We start from the raw sequence: 16,799 nt of genomic DNA, 5'->3' as shown, positions 1-16,799 counted from the left end.
GTACACATTCGGCGGGTAAGCTCTTTAACAGGGTTTACCCGCCTTTTGCATGTTTGCACAAAATGATAAATCCGGGGCCTGAATACAGACCCCGGATAAGCAACGCTGCCGTCTAACTAGCAGATCACGACATCAAGTAGTTCACAACAACCTTGCAGTGCTTTAGTCATACTTTAGAACTGCAGCAAAGAACGCAGTGAACCGAAGATGTGTTGCAAGATCTTGAATACGGTTCCGCCCAAGGCACCGAAGAATCCACCGTTTTCAAAATACTTCGCGACGGTATCAAAGAAGGATCCCTCACCATTGCTGGAGCCGGAGTCATTCTGCTGTGCAGAAGAAGTCTGGACGCCAGCCTCACCAGTACTCGAACCTGTTTGCGTCTTCTTATTGGCTTCTGCGACCGATTTCTCTACCTCAGCCAGCTTCTGCGAAACCTTCTCCACCTCTTGTTTGGTGGCTGCAAGCTCAGTCTGCGCAGCCTGCTTTGCCTGCTCCGCGTCGGCAAGCTTCTGCTCGAGCTCCTGCTTTGCGGCCTGTTCTTTCTCCAGCTCAGCGGTTACTTCAGCAACCTTAGACTCCTGCGCTTCACCAGATTCTTTGGCTTTGACGTACTCGCTCTGCAGCTTTGCAATCAACTCAGCCTGGCTTTCAACCTGAGCTGCCAGCTCAGCAGATTTTTGCTGCGTCTCAGCCGCGGTTGCCTCCAGCTCCGCCAACTTGGCCTTTGCAGCCTCTGCATCAGTCACGTATTCCGGAACTTTAATTCCTGCGCCGACAGCGAATGGCTCCGAGACAGTCTTGCCGAGGGGTTCCCATTTGCCACCACTCTGACGGTTGGCTTCAATTTCTGCCACGTAGACGGCTGGGTCAGAGTCCGCGAAAGTATATTCCCGGGCGACACCAGAGTTCACGTCGTGCTGGCGGGTATCGCGCAACATGCGGTCACAGCTGGTGATGCATCGCAAGGTTGCACGCCAGCGCATATTCGGCAGATTGTGCTCAAACTCCCAATTCAGCTTCACGTTGCGCTTCTCATCGACAGTTGCCTTCAAGTTCGTAGGTGCAGCAATTTTGTCGATCTTCGGAGCATCCGGAATTTTAATATTGATGCCGCGGTCAAAGTAACGTTCAGTCAACACTGGGCCGTGTGCGGCTGCAACGCCGACGGTGTATGTCTTGCCCGGTTGGAAGGTTTCAGGCGGAACTACAATTTCTTTTTCCCATTCCCCGTCTTTCATCTCTGCACGGGTAATCCAACGCTCGACCAAGCCATCGCCCTGGCCCGAGATGCCCAGGCACTTGTTCAGCTTCCACTTCGCGTTATCGATGATGATGAGGTACACACCGTGCCGTGACGCGGGTTCGGTATTTGCATCGTAGCCTTTGCCCTTGAATTGGAATTTTGTTTCCTGTGTAGGGTCAATTGGCTCTGGCGAGTAGGTGACGTCCAGTTGCACATTGGATTTCCGCTGGTCCAGTGTTTCTGGAACTTTACATCCGTGGTTGACGTCCGGCACGGAAGCTGGCTGTGTCGACTGTGGGGCTACCGCATCTGGGGTTTCAGCTGGTGCGGCTGTAGCAGCAGCGCCTGCACCCAACATGATGGATGAGGTTGTCAAGGCAGAAAGAACGATCCGTCCTGCCCGGGAATTGGCTCGCAAAGTAGTTCCTTTCTGAAAGGATTTTGATGGAGGAATGCGCTAAACGCACTAAGTAATCATAGTATTTTAAGCTACGCCTAACAATACTAACCGACACACATTATTGTTTAGGCTGCCTATTAACAAAATGTCGGGTGGCAAAAAGAAAAAGGGCGTCGATGCTTTTCGACGCCCCGGCCAGAATTACTACCTACTCAAAGGTGGCGCAGAACTAGCCTGTAGCGCCCCCAAAGCGCCACATACATTTGACTTATGCGTTAAGAGGAAAACCAAACGCGTGGCAGCGAGAATAGCCAGTTGAAGAACTTGGTGATCTTCTCAAGACCATTCGAGAACAATCCAGAAATACGCTCCCAAATAGACTGCGACTTCTTGCCGTCCTTGCCCTTTTTGGAATCAGCAGGCTTTTCTTTCTGTTCAGGCTCGGTGGTGGATTCTGCAGCGGAATCTTCACCAGGCTTAGCTTCCGTGGCCTGCTCGCCTGCTGGTTTGGCTTCCTCAGAAGGCTTGCTCGGCTCAGCTGGTTTCTTCTCGTCAGCCCCGGCTTGTCCTTCCGCTTCAGCTCCTGGCTTTTGTGGATTTTCTGGGGTTTCCGGCTTTTCCGGCTCTGTAGGCGCTGGTGGCTCTACCTGTTCAGTGTGGTCACCGACCTGTGGATCAGTGGAATCCAGACGCAGGATGACGGCGTTTTCAAGATAGGTCTCGTTGTTCGTCTCGATGGAATAAGCGAATACCTTATCTTTCCACTGCAACAAGTTGCGGTGCTTTTTCGCGGTATCTTTTTGGTTCGGCAGTGAGATATTCTCAATGATTTCCCGGGTTTCTGGATTAACCCAGCTCAACTGCGAAGTTGCCTCATTAGTAACCAGCGCTTTGTCACCCACGAACGCAACCTCAGACACTTTCTTCAGGTCACCAACCACACCACGCTCAGACTGCGGTTTTAACACGCCATCTTCATACCGGAAGAACTGCATCCCAGAATTGTGGTGGTCTTGGCTATAAAAAGCTACGTTATTGCCATCAGTCGCCATCTCGGTGGCGTAATTCGCGCCATTTCTCGGCGTTCCTAGCTCGGTACCACCGTCGACAAGGTTCGCCGTACCGTCCGGGTGAATCAGCAGCGGTGGCACACGATAGCTTCCACTTTCCAAATTCACTGCACTGGCAGGCAAATAGAGTATATTGCCATCCGGCATCACACTCATCTGGGTAGGAAGTGCAATATTCCCGATTTCACCATAAAGATCCCGGTTAAACCCCTTACCGTAAAGGAAAAGCTCTTCATCATGTGCCTTTACGACGTCCTGTGGCGCAGTTAGCGTCGCAGTTGTTTTTTCACCAGAAGCCGTGACCCAGGTCAGCGTCGAGTCATTATCGTTTGTGCCGCGTGCAATAATTCCTACGCGATCATTGGCAGCATCGTAAGCAATACCGGCAGGCTCGACACCTATGCTTTCAGCAACGATCATCGGATCAGACCAGCCCTCTGCAGACGCGGTTGCAGCCTTCAGGGTCTGCCCTTCGACCCAGTAAATCCGATTGCCAGCTCCCTCGGTATAAAGCTGAGCTTCATTATATGGAAGAGGTCGTTGCAATTCTCCCAACGACTGCATCGTTGCAGGATCAATGAGCTCCAGCACTGAGTGGTTGGCACCTTTCCGCGTCGCAAGCACCACATAATCTTGCAGCCCAATCATGGTGTCTTCGTTAGCTTCTTGTGCAGAAACAAACTTGCCACCAATGGTCAGTGATGCCGAGTCATTACCCGGACGGGCACCCTTACCCTCATATTCGAAGCTCAGTGGAGCCAGCGGGCCACCCAAGTCATAGAAGTTCGAGAACGTGCGCACGCCATCTTCAGTCAGCGAGGTGTTGATGCCTTCCCAAGAGACCTTGCCATCTTTTTCTTCGAACTTGGCGGTCTTAGTCCAAGCATTCGCAATTTTAGCGTCCTCTTTTTCGAAGATTTCGCCGCTTGGATACTGCTTAGAACGCACATCTGCTTCCACGTAGGAGCCTTCTGGGCTCAACACGATGGTGGGATCTTTGATCGTCAGCTCCAACGAGCAGTTGCCACGCTGCGCTGGCTTACCTTCGCAGTACTTGAAGTATTCGATGCTGCCTTCAAATTCCGCCCGAGTGATCTTTGTAGCATCGTCGAAGCCCGCGTTTTTCAAGTTGAACTTGTAGTACTGCTCAACGGTGTCGCTTTCCGACGATGGCGTCGTGGTGCCGTTGGAATAGATCTTGGTGGCACCGTCACCAACGTTGGTTGCGCCCAAGGAATAGCGCAGGAACGAATCGCGCAATGCCCAGTTCAAGCTACCTTTACCGCTTTCCGGGACCACGTTTTCAGTAGCGCCGTTTTCGGTAGCAACATTCTGTGCTTGTTCGGCACCAACTGGCGGTTGCACTGTCTGCGCCCCGGCAATTGGGGTTAAAGCAGGTACCAGACTGAACAGTCCCAGCGCGATACCCACCGAGCTAATCCGGCGGGATTTTTTAGCTGCCACAATCATCTCCTCGAAATACAATAGCTTGCACTTAAATAATCGAGGAAAGGTTAACCTAGAGCTGAAAATTAAGTAAGGGTTAACTATAAAGAATACCCCCAGGCACCCCCACAAATAGGGACACCTGAGGGTGTAGTTGCTACTCAAGGCGAGTAACAGGCACTTATCAAAACGAATTCAGCTTTCAGGAAGTTATTAGAAATCCCAGTCGTCGTCTTCGGTTTCTTCGGCCTTACCAATGACATACGAAGACCCAGAACCAGAAAAGAAATCATGGTTTTCATCCGAACCCGGAGTAAGCGCAGCCAGAATTTCCGGTTTCACAGTAGATTCTTCATCACTGAAACGTTGCGGCAACCCCAGATTCATCAGCGCCTTATTCGCGTTGTAGCAAATAAACTTCACGACGTCGTCGTAAAGACCCAAAGGACGGTAAAGCTCCTCCGAATAGCTCAGCTCGAGTTCATAGAGTTCGTCGAGAAGCATATAGACGAAATCTTTGATTTCCGTCTGCGTTACCTCGTCGTAGGTTTCTAAACCACGCTGGAATTTATAGCCCGAGTAGTAGCCGTGCACCGCCTTATCGCGCAAAATGAGCCGAACCATATCAGCAGTATTGGTCAGCTTGCCGCGGGCTGCGAAATACAGCGGCAGGTAGAACCCGGCATACAGAGAAAACGACGACAGCAGCGTGGCAGCCGCCTTGCGCTTGAGAGTACTATCGCCGTAGTAGTGCTTGAGCACGGCTTTCGACCGGGCCTGCAACACGTCGTTATCGACGGCCCACTTATAGGCCGCATCGATTTCTGTGGTGCTCGAGAGTGTCGAAAACACAGAAGAATAAGACTTCGCATGCACCGCCTGCATGAAAGCAATATTGGTGTAGACAGCTTCTTCGTGTTCGGTACGCGCATCCTGAATCTGGCTCACCTCACCGACCGACGCTTGCACGGTATCCAGCATGGTCAAACCGGTGAACACCTTCATTGTCAGCTCGCGCTCAAGCTCGCTGAGATTGCGCCAATCAGAATGATCATTGGACAGCGGCACCTTTTCCGGCAGCCAAAAATTGGAGGTCAGACGGTTCCACACCTCCAAGTCCTTCTCATCGTGCATCCGGTTCCAATTCACCGGGCGCAGACGCACCACAGAGTCGTCGCGAAACGCCGTTGGGGTGGCGGAATAGTCATAGATGGTCATTAATTACTGCTCCTTCCAGAATTTATCCAGGCCTTCACGCACGACTGCAGCGTCACGGTCAGTGCCCAACAGCTCATAGTGGTAGAGCTCGGGAACCTGGCATTTAGATGAGATGATTGCTCCGGCAATACAAAAATCGGAGCCGAAATTGGTGTTTCCCGACGTAATGACGCCGCGGATGAAACCACGGTTGGTTTCGTCGTTAAGAAACGCAATAACCTGCCTGGGTACGGCACGACGACGATCGCCGCCGCCATAGGTCGGAGTGACCAGGACAAACGGGCGGGAAACCCGGATCATGCCCTCTTTTCGTGGGTGCACGGGGATGCGCACTGCAGGACGGCCTAGTTTTTGAACGAACCGGTGCGTGTTTTCAGAAACACTGGAGAAATACACCAGGTCTGGCGATTCCTCCGGGGCGAGTTCGGCGAAAGTTAGTGGCACTTTCGCTGTGGAAGCCACAAGAAAACCTCCTCGAAGTAGACATATAAGGATTTGCTTACTAGGCTTTTGGGTTACGAAAGAAGTATTACAGACTGCTGGCGCGTGCCACAAAAGCCCAGGCTTGGCTATCTTGGAGGTTCGGCAATCACTGGTCGTGCTACTTAACGCTGCTATTTACCTGAATCTTGTGCCTTTTTTGCAAATAGGCCTGTTAAAAGTGGCCTTTTTCGTCCACTATTTGCAAAAAAGGCACAATACGCCGGTCGACGCCCCAACCAGGCGCACTTTTTGTCGTTTAACCCGTATATCCCTACTTTTTGCTACTTAGCCCCACTTTGTCGCACACCCCTCGCATACCCCGAGGATGGGTTATACGACAAAAAAGAAACAACCGCCGACTCTCGCCGACGGTTGTTCCTATTCCCATGACTGATTATTTTAGATGGTTGAGCCGGAGCTTGCTCCTCCATCACCCCTTGAGGTAACCCTCACTTTAGGCGCAGAAGTTAGGGTTGTCAACCCTAGTAGTAAATCTTTCATTCTTTTTATTCATCGACCCTGTACAAAAGATTGATACCAGCACATCGTTCCTGTTCAGCGGGCCGCAACATCGCGTCTACTGTTTCCAATCTTCCGGAACGCATCCCGAACAAAACAACCTACGCTCTACAATGGGGCTCATCTTCGATCCGAGGAAGTTGGACATTCGCCATGGCAGACAGGAAACACGGCACGAAACAGAGCACGGAATCGTTCACCGAATCCGTCAGCAACTCACTCACCCGGCTGAAAAACTCGCTGCGCAGGCACCTTAGCCAACAGTGGACGGAACTAACCTCGCCATCGTTCAGCGTGCCCGCCTCCAAACTCCCCGAACCACTAGCGCATCACGCCACGGAAGTCAGCACCAGCACAATCCCGGAAAGCGTCGTTGCCGAAATCGCAGAATCACTGAACCTGCGCGGCAAACACGCCCACCATCACGCCGCCACCGACCAAGAATCAGAAAACGCTCCAGAACCAGAGGACGGCTCGCAAACCGCAGAAAAATCCGATTACAACTTCGATAGCTCCCGCCACCTGCCGCTCGGCGCGCGCTTCAAGCCACGCGGCGTCTTCGAAGACGACTGGTCCGCCCGACCCAGCGCAAACAAACCATGGCCGGTCATCCTGATCCACGGCACCGTCGATACGAAAGGTGTCTGGCAAGAACTCGGCACCGAACTGCGTGCCGACGGCTGGTGTGTGTTCGCCCCGGACTACGGCAAGCGCGGCACCGCCGCCATGGAAGAATCCGCGGTGCAGCTCGGAGCCTATATCGAGGCGGTACGCACCATCACCGGAGCCGAACAAGTCATCCTCATCGGACATTCCCAAGGAGGGCTGCTGGCCCGCTACTGGATGCGCACCAGTGGCCAAGCCCGCTACGTCAAACACCTGGTCAGTCTTGGTGCGCCGAACCACGGCACCACCATGGGCGGAATCTTAAGCCCGCTCGTCACCAACAATTTGACGGAAAACATCATGCACTCGTTGATCCACCGCTGGTTCGGGCCAGTCGGGTTTCAGCAGATCACCGGATCGGAGATCTTTGCGGTCTTCAACGACGACGGCGCCAGAAACACCGACGACGGCGCCAGCAGCACACACGGCAGCGGCGAGCTAGAAGACGGCGTCGACTACACCTGCATCGCCAGCCGGCAAGACACCGTCGTCCAGCCGCCAGAAACCTGCTTTCTCAACGGTCCAGCACACCAAGTACGCAACGTCTGGGTGCAAGACATCATCCCGCGCGCGAATGTGCAACACCAGGACCTGCCCATGAACAAACATGTGCGCGCAATCATCCGCACTGGGCTGAAAAAGGGCGCCAGCGAGGCAAACCTAAAGCACAAAACCCAAAACACGGAGCCTAAAACCCGAAGCCTAGAGCACGGAGTCTAAAGCCCAAGCGCATCCAACAAATCATCAAACGCCGGGCCCACCTGTGTGCGCCATAGCACATCCACGCGGGCATCAGCCCGGCCCGGCCCGCCATTGATCACCCCCACCGGGCGGCCCGAAGCCAGCATGTCCAACACAAACCGGTAACCGCTCATCACCGCCAACGACGACCCCACCACAAGCAACGACGCCGATTCCGCCGCCATCGCCCGCGCCTGCTGCTTGCGAGCCTCCGGTACAGCCTCACCGAAATACACCACATCCGGCTTCAAACGCGCCGAGCCACACCGCAGGCACCCCACCATCTGAAACTGCTGGATCGCCGCCTGCGGCAAATCCACATCACCATCCGGGTTCACCTGCGTGACCTGCGATAACAACGTTTCCAAATATCCCGGATTCGCCGCTTCCAAGCGCGCATCCAACCCGTCGCGGTGCTCACGCAACCCGCAATCTAAACACGAAACCGTATCCAAATTCCCATGCAGCGCGACCACGTTGCGCTGCCCCGCTTCCGCATGCAGCCCGTCGACGTTTTGCGTCAGCACGCCGCGGACAAACCCGGCGCGCTCGAGTTCCACCAACGCATAATGCGTGCGGTTGGGTACGGCCCGGTCCAGCTGCCGCCAGCCAATGAAACTGCGCGCCCAATAACGGTGCGAAGCGGCCGGATCGTGGCAAAATTCCTGGTAAGTCATCGGCCGGTGCGTGTTCATCTTGCCTTTGGGCCCGCGATAATCCGGGATCCCAGAATCAGTAGACACTCCTGCCCCGGTCAGCACCATGGCTGGGCCTAGGTGAAGCTGGTCGACGATCTTGTCGACGACGTCCGGGTAGGGGTGTGGGGTGCCGGTTTCTTCCACCACCCGCTGCATGGAGCGGACCGCGCCCCGGTGGGCGCGGTTGATGGCTTCGGAAACGAAGGCTGGTTGCGGGCAGAAATCCTGCGATAGTGAACTCACGCCCGCCAGTCTAGGGGCTAGTGCTGGGGGCTGGAGCACCTGCACATAATTAACGGCTAATTCATCTAGGGCTGAGATCAGCCGCCGTTAACCAGCGCCCAACCTGCGGCGTAGTTGGGCTTCGAAGATCCATTCGGAATCGACCAGCCCGTGCCGGGAGCATTCCGCGTGCCAGCCGTCGGGGCGGATCTGGACTTTCATCCGCCGTCCGCACAACTGGCAGAACCGGGGAGCATCGTAGCCTGCTTGCTGGGAAGGGCTGAGTCGGATTTCCTCGCCGCTAGCAATCTCCGTGCCAGTATTCGGGTGGAAGACTGGCTCGTCGTCGCTGCACATTGCCACCGCGAGCGGGGAGTTTTTCGTCTGCAGCGCGGGGTCTTTTGCTCGTGCCATGGTGTTTGTGCCTACAACTCTATTTTCGGCCTACAGCGCCTTGATTGGTAGGTCAATGCGGTTCAGGGTTTCCAGGTCGGTTTCGATGCGCTCGCCGAGCGTCGTCAAGTAGTTACCGGCGATGATCGCATTGATGCCGCCGAGCAGGCCCTTTTCGAAGCCTTCGGTGCCCAGAGACAACTCACGGCCACCGGCGAAGCGAATGACGGTGCGTGGCATGGCCAGGCGGAACATGGCGACAGCGCGCAGGGCTTCGCCGAGCGGAACCAGTGGATAATCCGCAAATGGGGTGCCTGGGCGTGGGTCCAGGAAGTTCATGGGAACTTCGCGTGGTTCGATTTCGGCCAGCTGCGCGGCGAATTCGGCACGCTGTTCCAGGCTTTCGCCCATGCCGATGATGCCGCCTGAGCAGACCTCTAGCCCAGCGTCGCGCACGTTTTGCAGGGTTTCGCGGCGCTCTTCCCACGTGTGGGTGGTGACGACGTTCGGGAAGTGGGAACGTGCGGTTTCCAGGTTGTGGTTATAGCGAGTCGCGCCGGCGGCCTTGAAGCGCTCCACTTGCTCACGGGTGACGGTGCCTAGCGAGCAAGAGATTTCGATATCGACTTCTTCTTTAATGCGCGGAATGGCGCGCTCCACCTGACGCACGAGGTTTTCATCCGGGCCCTTTACGGCTGCAACGATGCAGAATTCTGTGGCACCGACCTTTTGGTTGCGCTTGGCTGCTTCGATGAGCTCGTTAATATTCAGCAGTACCGCACGCACGGGGGATTCAAACAAACCTGACTGAGAGCAGAAGTGGCAGTCTTCTGGGCAACCACCGGTTTTCAGCGAGATAATGCCTTCGACTTCCACATCAGGCCCGCACCATTTCAGGCGGGTTTGGTGGGCGACATCGGCGATTTCTTTCAGAGTTTCATCATCAACCTGCAACACCTGCAGGAGTTCGTCTTGGGTCAGGCCAATGCCTTGTTCCAGTGCTTTTTCCCGGGCGATATCAACAATGCTCATGCCGTTATCCTAATCACAGCACTTAAACACCGTTCAATTAACACGCCAACCCAGCCATTGAATCCACCCCCAATTGTGTCCTAGAACAACTCCAGGACAACTTGCGTAAGCTAGAAAACTGTGAAATTAAAAAATATCATCAGCCCACAAAACCGCACCACAAAACCATTTTCGTTACAGAAACGATTAGTAAAACGCATGATGTCGAGCCCGGACAGCCTGCGCCGCATATTAAACCTCTGGCCACCCCTGCGTGCTTCCGGCATCCGCATCACAGAAATAACCGCCGACGCCTCTTATGCAAAAATTGTCTGGAATCGCACCTGGAAAAACGTCAACATGCACGGCGTCGCCTTCGGCGGCACATTATTTTCCATGGCCGATGTCATGATCGGCACCTTGTTACAGCGCCGTTTAGGCTCTGGATTCGAGGTCTGGACCCGTTCGGCTTCCTTCCAATACCTCAAACCTGGCCGCAACGGCGTCAATATTGAAGTGGAGCTTTCCGACGAGCTCGTCGAATGGGTCCTGCACACCATCGAAGAAGACGGCTACTGCAACGTGCCGTATAGCTGCATGCTGAAAAACCCGGATGGCGAAGTTGCCTCCATTAGCCACCAAGAATTGCACGCCCGCCCACGCGGCGGAGGTAAACGCACCGCACGGCCGAAGCACGCCAGCAAACCCCGCGGATACATCCTGGAGCACATGGCCACCGCGATCGCTTGGGCCGCCTTTAGCGAAACCCCGGAAACACTCACCACGCTGCTCAGCAGCATGCGTCGTATGCCGAGCCAGGCTGAACAGCTACGCCACGTCTGTGCAAAAGCCAAAGAAGAAGCTGGCTGGGACGACGCACAGCTGCACAAATTTGGCGTTCCCGGCGAGTACCTGAACTAGCAGCATCTCCCATGCCGCTGCACTACCCTGGTGCCTATGAGCCTTTACGACGACACCTTCACCCTGCTGCAGGAGCTCATCCGCAACGGCTGCGTCAATGACCTCACCGCTGATTCTGGCGCTGAGGAACGCAACGTTGCCACCCTCGAGAGGTTTTTCGCCGATACCCCCGGCATCCGCACCGAGAAATTTGAGCCGCACCCCACGCGAACTTCTCTCGCGGTCACAGTGGAAGGCTCCGATCCGAACGCCGAACCGCTGACCTTGCTCGGCCACATAGATGTCGTGCCTGTCGACGAGCCAAAATGGACCACCCAACCGTTTGCCGGTGAAGTCATCGACGGTTTTATTTATGGCCGTGGCGCGATGGACATGTTGTTTATTACCGCAACCATGGCCGCCGTCACCCGTGACATCGCCCGGCGCGGGCAACCTGCCGGAACCTTGACTTTCGTGGCGCTTGCCGACGAAGAAGCCCGCGGTGGTTTCGGTGCCAAGTGGATTTCCGAACACCAGCCTGAGGCTTTTTCCTGGAGAAACTGCTTGTCAGAAACCGGCGGTTCGCACCTGCCGGTGCGTGATGGCTCGGATGCCATTGTCATCAACGTTGGTGAAAAAGGTGCCGGCCAGCGACGCGTGCGCATCAGTGGTGATGCCGGGCATGGGTCCACGCCCTATGGCAAGGATTTTGCCGTCGTCAAGATTGCTGAGGTGGCGCGCCGCATCGCCAACATCAACCCGCCAATGCTAGATAGTGAGACCTGGCAAGGGTTCGTGCGCGCGTTCCGCTTCGATGAGGCTACCGAGAAAGCACTGCTCACAGGCGCTTCAGCAGAAGCCTACGAAGCTTTCGGCGACCTTGCTGGTTATGCACACGCGTTTTCCCACACCACTATTTCGCAGACGGTGCTGCGCGCAGGCGGTGCCATCAATGTGCTGCCTTCCGATGCTTACCTAGAGATGGATATTCGCCCACTTCCTGGGCAAACCCAAGACGATATCGACGAGCTTCTCCGCGAAGGTTTGGGCGATCTGGCCGACGACGTCACCATCGAGCACTTGATCGTCGAACCGGCCTCGGAATCACCAGCCGAGGGCCCGCTGTGGGAGGCCATTGTGCAGACCATCGGCGAGTTCTTCCCAGGTGTTCCCGTCATTCCGGTATTAGCCACCGGAGGCTCTGACCTGCGTTTTGCCCGCCGGTTGGGCGGGGTCGGTTATGGCTTTGCGCTGCACGCGCGCGAACGCACGATGTTTGAGGCAAACCGGCAGCTGCATTCGCACGACGAATGCTTGGCTGTGGAGGACTTAGAACTGACCGTGCGTGCTTATTCGTCGCTGGTCACGAAATTCGTCGGAGCATCGCGTACTGCTTAGCGCGGCGTTATACCGCGCCCCGGCGCATCATCGCGCGCAACAGAATGAAAAATGTTGGCCCGCCTACCAGCGCGGTGAAAATACCAATCGGCAGGTCGGCAAAATCAATGATGCTGCGCGCGGCGGTATCTGCCAGCACAATCAGCGCTGCTCCACCGAGGGCGGAAGCTGGCAGTAACACCACATTCGACGGGCCAGCCACCGTGCGAATGATATGTGGAACCACCAACCCCACAAAACCAATCAGGCCGGCATACGACACCGCCCCCGCCGTCAGAAGCGTGGCTAAGAGCAACGCCAGCACCCGCAACCGCGCAACATCAATACCCACGTGACCAGCCGCACGATCGCCCAGCGCCAGCACATCCAGCTTGCCGACGAGAAGCAGCGCAAACGCAATACCCGCACCAACCAGCACCGCCACCACAGAAATATGCGCCCACTTGGCACCGGAGAGCGAACCCATTTGCCAAAACACCACCTGCTCGCGGGAACTGGTCGGGGCAATGAATATAAAAAATGAAATGAGAGCGCCTGCGACCGCGTTGACCGCAATCCCAACTAAAACCAGGTTGATCACCCGGATTCGCCCGCCAAAACGCGCAAGTTGATACACCAGCCACGTGGTTAACAGCCCGCTCAAGAATGCGAATACCGGAACCGTCGTAGCCCCAAACCAGCTAATGCCCAGCACAATCGCGAGCGAAGCCCCCACCCCAGCTCCTGCTGTTACACCGATAACGGACGGTTCTGCCAAGGGGTTGGCGAACACCGCCTGCATCAACGCGCCACCGACACCGAGCGCAGCGCCCACCAAAAGCCCAAGTACCAGGCGCGGCAACCGGATCTGCCAAATCACAGACTCGTCCATGGCACTCACCCCTAGCGGGCCAACAGCCAGGATTCTTGGCAGTTCGCCGATAGGGATTGTGTACTGCCCGATCACCAATGAGGCAATGGTTCCGGAAACCAAGGCGAAAACGAGCACAATGAACAACAGCACCCGGTTACGATTTCGGGCGCGGAGAACCTGTTGGGTGCGTTGTCTGTCCATAACTATTCGTTATGATAGATCGCTCGCGCGGCCTCCAAGAGCAACTGGCCCGATTGTGGGCCAAAAGCTAACGCTTGCCCGTCGGGAAGCGCAATCACACGTTGTTTTTGTCCCGCGATAGTTTGCGCCACGCCGGGCCGTTCCAGCAGTCCCTCAATGTCGCCGACAGACTCAAGGCTGCCGGACATCATGATGTAGACCTCCGGGTTTAATTCCGCGAGTGCCTCTGGGCTGGCTGGCGACGGTGCACCAATATCATTCGCCGTAGCCACATCGATGCCACCGATTCCTTCGATCAAATCATCGGTACCGGAGTCACGCCCCAAAATATAAAACACGCCATTAGCGCCACGGGCATATAAAAAGGCGATGCGCAACGGCTCATCCAGGGCGATCTGCGCGATAGCGGCTTTCGCATCCGCCAGTTCTTCCTCACTGCGCTGGGCGAGCGCGACACCTTCGTCGGCAAGTCCCAAGACTTCGCCCAGCCTTCGGATCTGCGCACCCATTTTTTCCAAACTGTGGTCATCTTCTACCACCACAGTGGTAACCCCGGCTTCCCGCACCTGATCAATCACCTCACTGGGGCCAATGGAGTGATTAATCACCAGGACGCTCGGGCGCAACTCCAAGATTGCCTCGGCGTTCAACGCGTGCGCACCATGGGTAACCACCGGCAAATCCTGCAGCGATTCTTCTTGCGAAGCCACAGTCCGGCCAACGAGATTATCTGCCAACCCCAAACCACGCACAGTTTTGGTGAACGTGCCATAAAAGTCTATCGCCAAAATGCGGGATACATCCTCCACGACCACATCGTGACCGTCCGCATCAGTCAGGCTCACAGGAAGCTGCGGTTCAGGTGAGTTGGTTACGGGAACCACTTCTTCCAGGTCAGAGACAATATTTCCGCCCCGGAAGTCGCGCGGATCGGTATCAGCACCATGCTCAACGACGTCTTTTTTCAAGTTCTGATGCGCCGAAGGCTCATCCCACGATGCACATGCCGAAACCCCCAACCCAGTCACTGCTAATAAAACAGTGCAGGTGGGGGCTAAGATCCAACCTCGTTTTTGGGGCTTTATCCAGGGCATATTAGCTTTCTGCTGGGAAGCGACGCGACAGCGCCGCAAACAATTCAAAGTTACAGCGGAATGCGGCGACCGCTTCTTCCAAAAGATCTGCACGCTGTTGGTCCGTCAACTGCAAAGAATCCAAGGTGGCACGGTAAGCATCGCGATAAGGCTTGATCTTACCGACGGCAGAGAAATCGTAGAAGCTAAGCTCCTGCTCCCCCATGCCATAGTGGCGCTGCAGCATACGCGAAATAACCTGGCCACCAGAGACATCGCCCAAATAACGCACATAATGGTGCGCCAGAACGCGGACTTCGTTGCCAGGCAGATCCATCTTTTCGATGCGCTCTACGTAGGCGGCGGTAGCCGGCATCACGCGAACCTGCTCACCCCAGTGCGGGCCCACCATGCTGACCAAATCGGAATCCAATGCCATACGGCGCTCCAGACGTGGATCGGCATAGCAGGCACCAATTGGGCTAGAAGCGACGGTGCGGACCGCGTGCTCAAGAGCGTCGTAAATAAACCACATTTGCGCATGGTATTCAGCAACTGCCTCGCGGCTAAGTTTGCCTTTCAATAGGCGGTCCATGAAGTCAGAGGTTTCTGCATCTTCATGGGCTGCCATCGTGTGCTCACGCAGCTGCTTGGACAGTGGCTGCTGTTCGGTGTGCTCAAAAAGCGCAGTGGTTGTAGTAGTCATTGTGGTGTGTCCCTTTCTCATCAGACCCCGACCAGCCCGTCGCGGTCTGAGTCTCACCTTATTAAGATAGCCCTATCCTAACCACGCCCGCACGGCCTAGACAAGGATTTGCACTCCTAATTGCAAGATTTCGACCAAAAGTATGACCAGCCGGATAACCCCGGTTTAACCCCGCAACGCAAAAACCCAGACCATCGCGTGCATTGTGCAACTCGATAATCTGGGATGAAATCGTGCCCGGGGCGGGACTTGAACCCGCACGTCCTATAAGGACACTGGCACCTGAAGCCAGCGCGTCTGCCAATTCCGCCACCCGGGCTGGGTGTCCATGAGACCAAACACTTAGTACTAGATGCACAGTGCTTGATTTGGCGACTTAATGAAGATAACACGATATTTGCATTAATTAGCAAATTAGCTGTTCATGAGCGGTTTTTCTGAAAAGCAAAATTCCGAAAAAACCACCGACCACACCGTACTGACTTACGGTTTTTGACCTAGAACACTTTATACTGGGACACACTTGGTTTTCAGATATCTTCCAACAATCACGCACAACCGCAAGATTGACTGGGAGAAAACGTCCAGGCCCAGTAGCTAGATTCAGAAAGGAGGGCTCGCGCAATGGCACTTATGTCACGGTTTGCCAAGCTCGACAGCGCCATGCAGCGCGGCCTCGATAACGGCATTGCCCTGATCTTCGGTGGCAAAGTCGTCCCGGCAGAGATTGAAGAGCTTCTCAAACAAGAAGCACAAGACAACCTTTCCGCCACCGCCCGCGGCTTTGTCCCCAATGTGTATACAGTGGGTGTCTCATCAAAGGACCTGGAGAATCTCTCACGGGATCGGCAGCTACCCATCAGTCTGGCCGACCAACTGGCGCGTTTCCTACGTAACGAAGGAATGGAAACCTTTGGCCCCGTGATCGTGCGCATCGCCGAAGAATCCGGCTTACGCACAGGTCAACTTCGGGTCTCATCTTTCTCTGATGCGCAGCCGGTGGAGCATTCCGGCTTCGACGCCATCATCACCCATGACGATAATCCCGAAAACGACGGCGCTGGCGAACAAACCAGCAGCCAACAGGAGGAATCCCCTGCCATGACTAGTTCCCCGTATTCCGCCGGAGCAGGACAACCAGCCGGCCACGACGCCACGACAACGATGTTCCGTAGTGAAGACGTCGACAAGCAAAACCGGGCACAGCAGGATCGGCAGCCAGAAGAAGAAACCACCCGCGTTTCTTTGTTGCTGCAGGATGGTTCTTCGCGCAGCTACTTGGTGGAAGAAGGCTCCAATATCATCGGCCGCAGCAATGATGCCGACCTGCGCATTCCAGATACTGGCGTGTCACGTCAGCACGCAGAAATTAGCTGGGATGGCCACGACGCAATCCTGGTGGATCTACAGTCGACCAATGGCACAACTGTGAATGACACACCAATCGAAAATTGGCTTCTAGCTGACGGAGACGTCATCACTGTGGGACACTCTCATATTGAAGTCCGCATTACTTACCCCAATTCTTAACCTCGACTCCTAGCGAAGGAAGGGC

General features: G+C 55.3%; 14 protein-coding genes and 1 tRNA gene. 4 read left to right on the top strand and 11 right to left on the bottom strand.

All coding sequences use genetic code 11. The annotated features are described in order from the left end of the window. Window positions 1–173 precede the first annotated feature (173 nt). The 4 genes from L9H78_RS00250 to nrdI all read right to left on the bottom strand — a co-directional run bounded on the left by L9H78_RS00250 (window position 174) and on the right by nrdI (window position 5,842). Window positions 174–1,664: a hypothetical protein gene (locus L9H78_RS00250; protein ID WP_249620094.1), complete on the bottom strand. Its 1,491-nt coding sequence runs from the start codon at window positions 1,662–1,664 to the stop codon at window positions 174–176. Between the two features lie 257 nt (window positions 1,665–1,921). Beyond that, a complete protein-coding gene (locus L9H78_RS00245) occupies window positions 1,922–4,180 on the bottom strand; it encodes an HtaA domain-containing protein (protein WP_249620093.1) in 2,259 nt (752 codons plus the stop codon). 195 nt (window positions 4,181–4,375) lie between these two features. After that, entirely contained in the window at window positions 4,376–5,380 is a 1,005-nt protein-coding gene (gene nrdF / locus L9H78_RS00240; RefSeq protein ID WP_249618004.1) for a class 1b ribonucleoside-diphosphate reductase subunit beta, read from the bottom strand. A gap of 3 nt (window positions 5,381–5,383) precedes the next feature. Next, window positions 5,384–5,842, bottom strand: a complete 459-nt coding sequence (gene nrdI / locus L9H78_RS00235; protein ID WP_249620092.1) for a class Ib ribonucleoside-diphosphate reductase assembly flavoprotein NrdI — start codon at window positions 5,840–5,842, stop codon at window positions 5,384–5,386. Between the two features lie 693 nt (window positions 5,843–6,535). On the opposite strand from nrdI, the gene L9H78_RS00230 reads away from it, so the two are divergent. Then, complete coding sequence (locus L9H78_RS00230; protein ID WP_249620091.1) at window positions 6,536–7,768, top strand: esterase/lipase family protein; 1,233 nt, start codon at window positions 6,536–6,538, stop codon at window positions 7,766–7,768. Here L9H78_RS00230 and L9H78_RS00225 read toward each other — a convergent pair. The 3 genes from L9H78_RS00225 to bioB all read right to left on the bottom strand — a co-directional run bounded on the left by L9H78_RS00225 (window position 7,765) and on the right by bioB (window position 10,134). Continuing rightward, window positions 7,765–8,730, bottom strand: a complete 966-nt coding sequence (locus L9H78_RS00225; protein ID WP_430622737.1) for a Sir2 family NAD-dependent protein deacetylase — start codon at window positions 8,728–8,730, stop codon at window positions 7,765–7,767. The genes L9H78_RS00230 and L9H78_RS00225 overlap by 4 nt on opposite strands. A gap of 87 nt (window positions 8,731–8,817) precedes the next feature. Beyond that, complete coding sequence (gene bsaP / locus L9H78_RS00220) at window positions 8,818–9,066, bottom strand: biotin synthase auxiliary protein BsaP (protein ID WP_369707187.1); 249 nt, start codon at window positions 9,064–9,066, stop codon at window positions 8,818–8,820. Between the two features lie 87 nt (window positions 9,067–9,153). Next, window positions 9,154–10,134 carry a biotin synthase BioB gene (gene bioB, locus L9H78_RS00215; protein ID WP_023018607.1) on the bottom strand — a complete coding sequence of 327 codons (981 nt, stop codon included), beginning with the start codon at window positions 10,132–10,134 and terminating at the stop codon, window positions 9,154–9,156. 120 nt (window positions 10,135–10,254) lie between these two features. Between bioB and L9H78_RS00210 the strand changes: the two genes are divergently transcribed. Further along, the gene (locus L9H78_RS00210) at window positions 10,255–11,034 is read left to right on the top strand and encodes a PaaI family thioesterase (protein ID WP_249620090.1); all 780 of its coding nucleotides are present in this window, start codon (window positions 10,255–10,257) and stop codon (window positions 11,032–11,034) included. Window positions 11,035–11,070: 36 nt separating this feature from the next. Beyond that, a complete protein-coding gene (locus L9H78_RS00205) occupies window positions 11,071–12,411 on the top strand; it encodes a M20/M25/M40 family metallo-hydrolase (protein ID WP_249620089.1) in 1,341 nt (446 codons plus the stop codon). A gap of 7 nt (window positions 12,412–12,418) precedes the next feature. On the opposite strand, the gene L9H78_RS00200 is transcribed toward L9H78_RS00205, so the two are convergent. The 4 genes from L9H78_RS00200 to L9H78_RS00185 form a co-directional block, all read right to left on the bottom strand. Beyond that, on the bottom strand, window positions 12,419–13,465 hold the full coding sequence (locus L9H78_RS00200) for a FecCD family ABC transporter permease (protein WP_249620088.1): 1,047 nt from the start codon (window positions 13,463–13,465) through the stop codon (window positions 12,419–12,421). Window positions 13,466–13,467: 2 nt separating this feature from the next. Beyond that, complete coding sequence (locus tag L9H78_RS00195; protein ID WP_249620087.1) at window positions 13,468–14,559, bottom strand: heme/hemin ABC transporter substrate-binding protein; 1,092 nt, start codon at window positions 14,557–14,559, stop codon at window positions 13,468–13,470. A gap of 1 nt (window position 14,560) precedes the next feature. Further along, window positions 14,561–15,244: a biliverdin-producing heme oxygenase gene (locus tag L9H78_RS00190; protein ID WP_249617998.1), complete on the bottom strand. Its 684-nt coding sequence runs from the start codon at window positions 15,242–15,244 to the stop codon at window positions 14,561–14,563. A 234-nt stretch (window positions 15,245–15,478) separates the two neighbouring features. Continuing rightward, window positions 15,479–15,563, bottom strand: a tRNA-Leu gene (locus tag L9H78_RS00185). Between the two features lie 305 nt (window positions 15,564–15,868). Here L9H78_RS00185 and L9H78_RS00180 point away from each other — a divergent pair. Continuing rightward, window positions 15,869–16,774: an FHA domain-containing protein gene (locus tag L9H78_RS00180; protein WP_249620086.1), complete on the top strand. Its 906-nt coding sequence runs from the start codon at window positions 15,869–15,871 to the stop codon at window positions 16,772–16,774. Window positions 16,775–16,799: the final 25 nt, after the last annotated feature.

Origin of the sequence: Corynebacterium pseudodiphtheriticum (genome assembly GCF_023509295.1) — a bacterium.
Lineage (GTDB): Bacteria > Actinomycetota > Actinomycetes > Mycobacteriales > Mycobacteriaceae > Corynebacterium > Corynebacterium pseudodiphtheriticum.
This window is presented reverse-complemented; position numbering and strand designations above follow the sequence as displayed.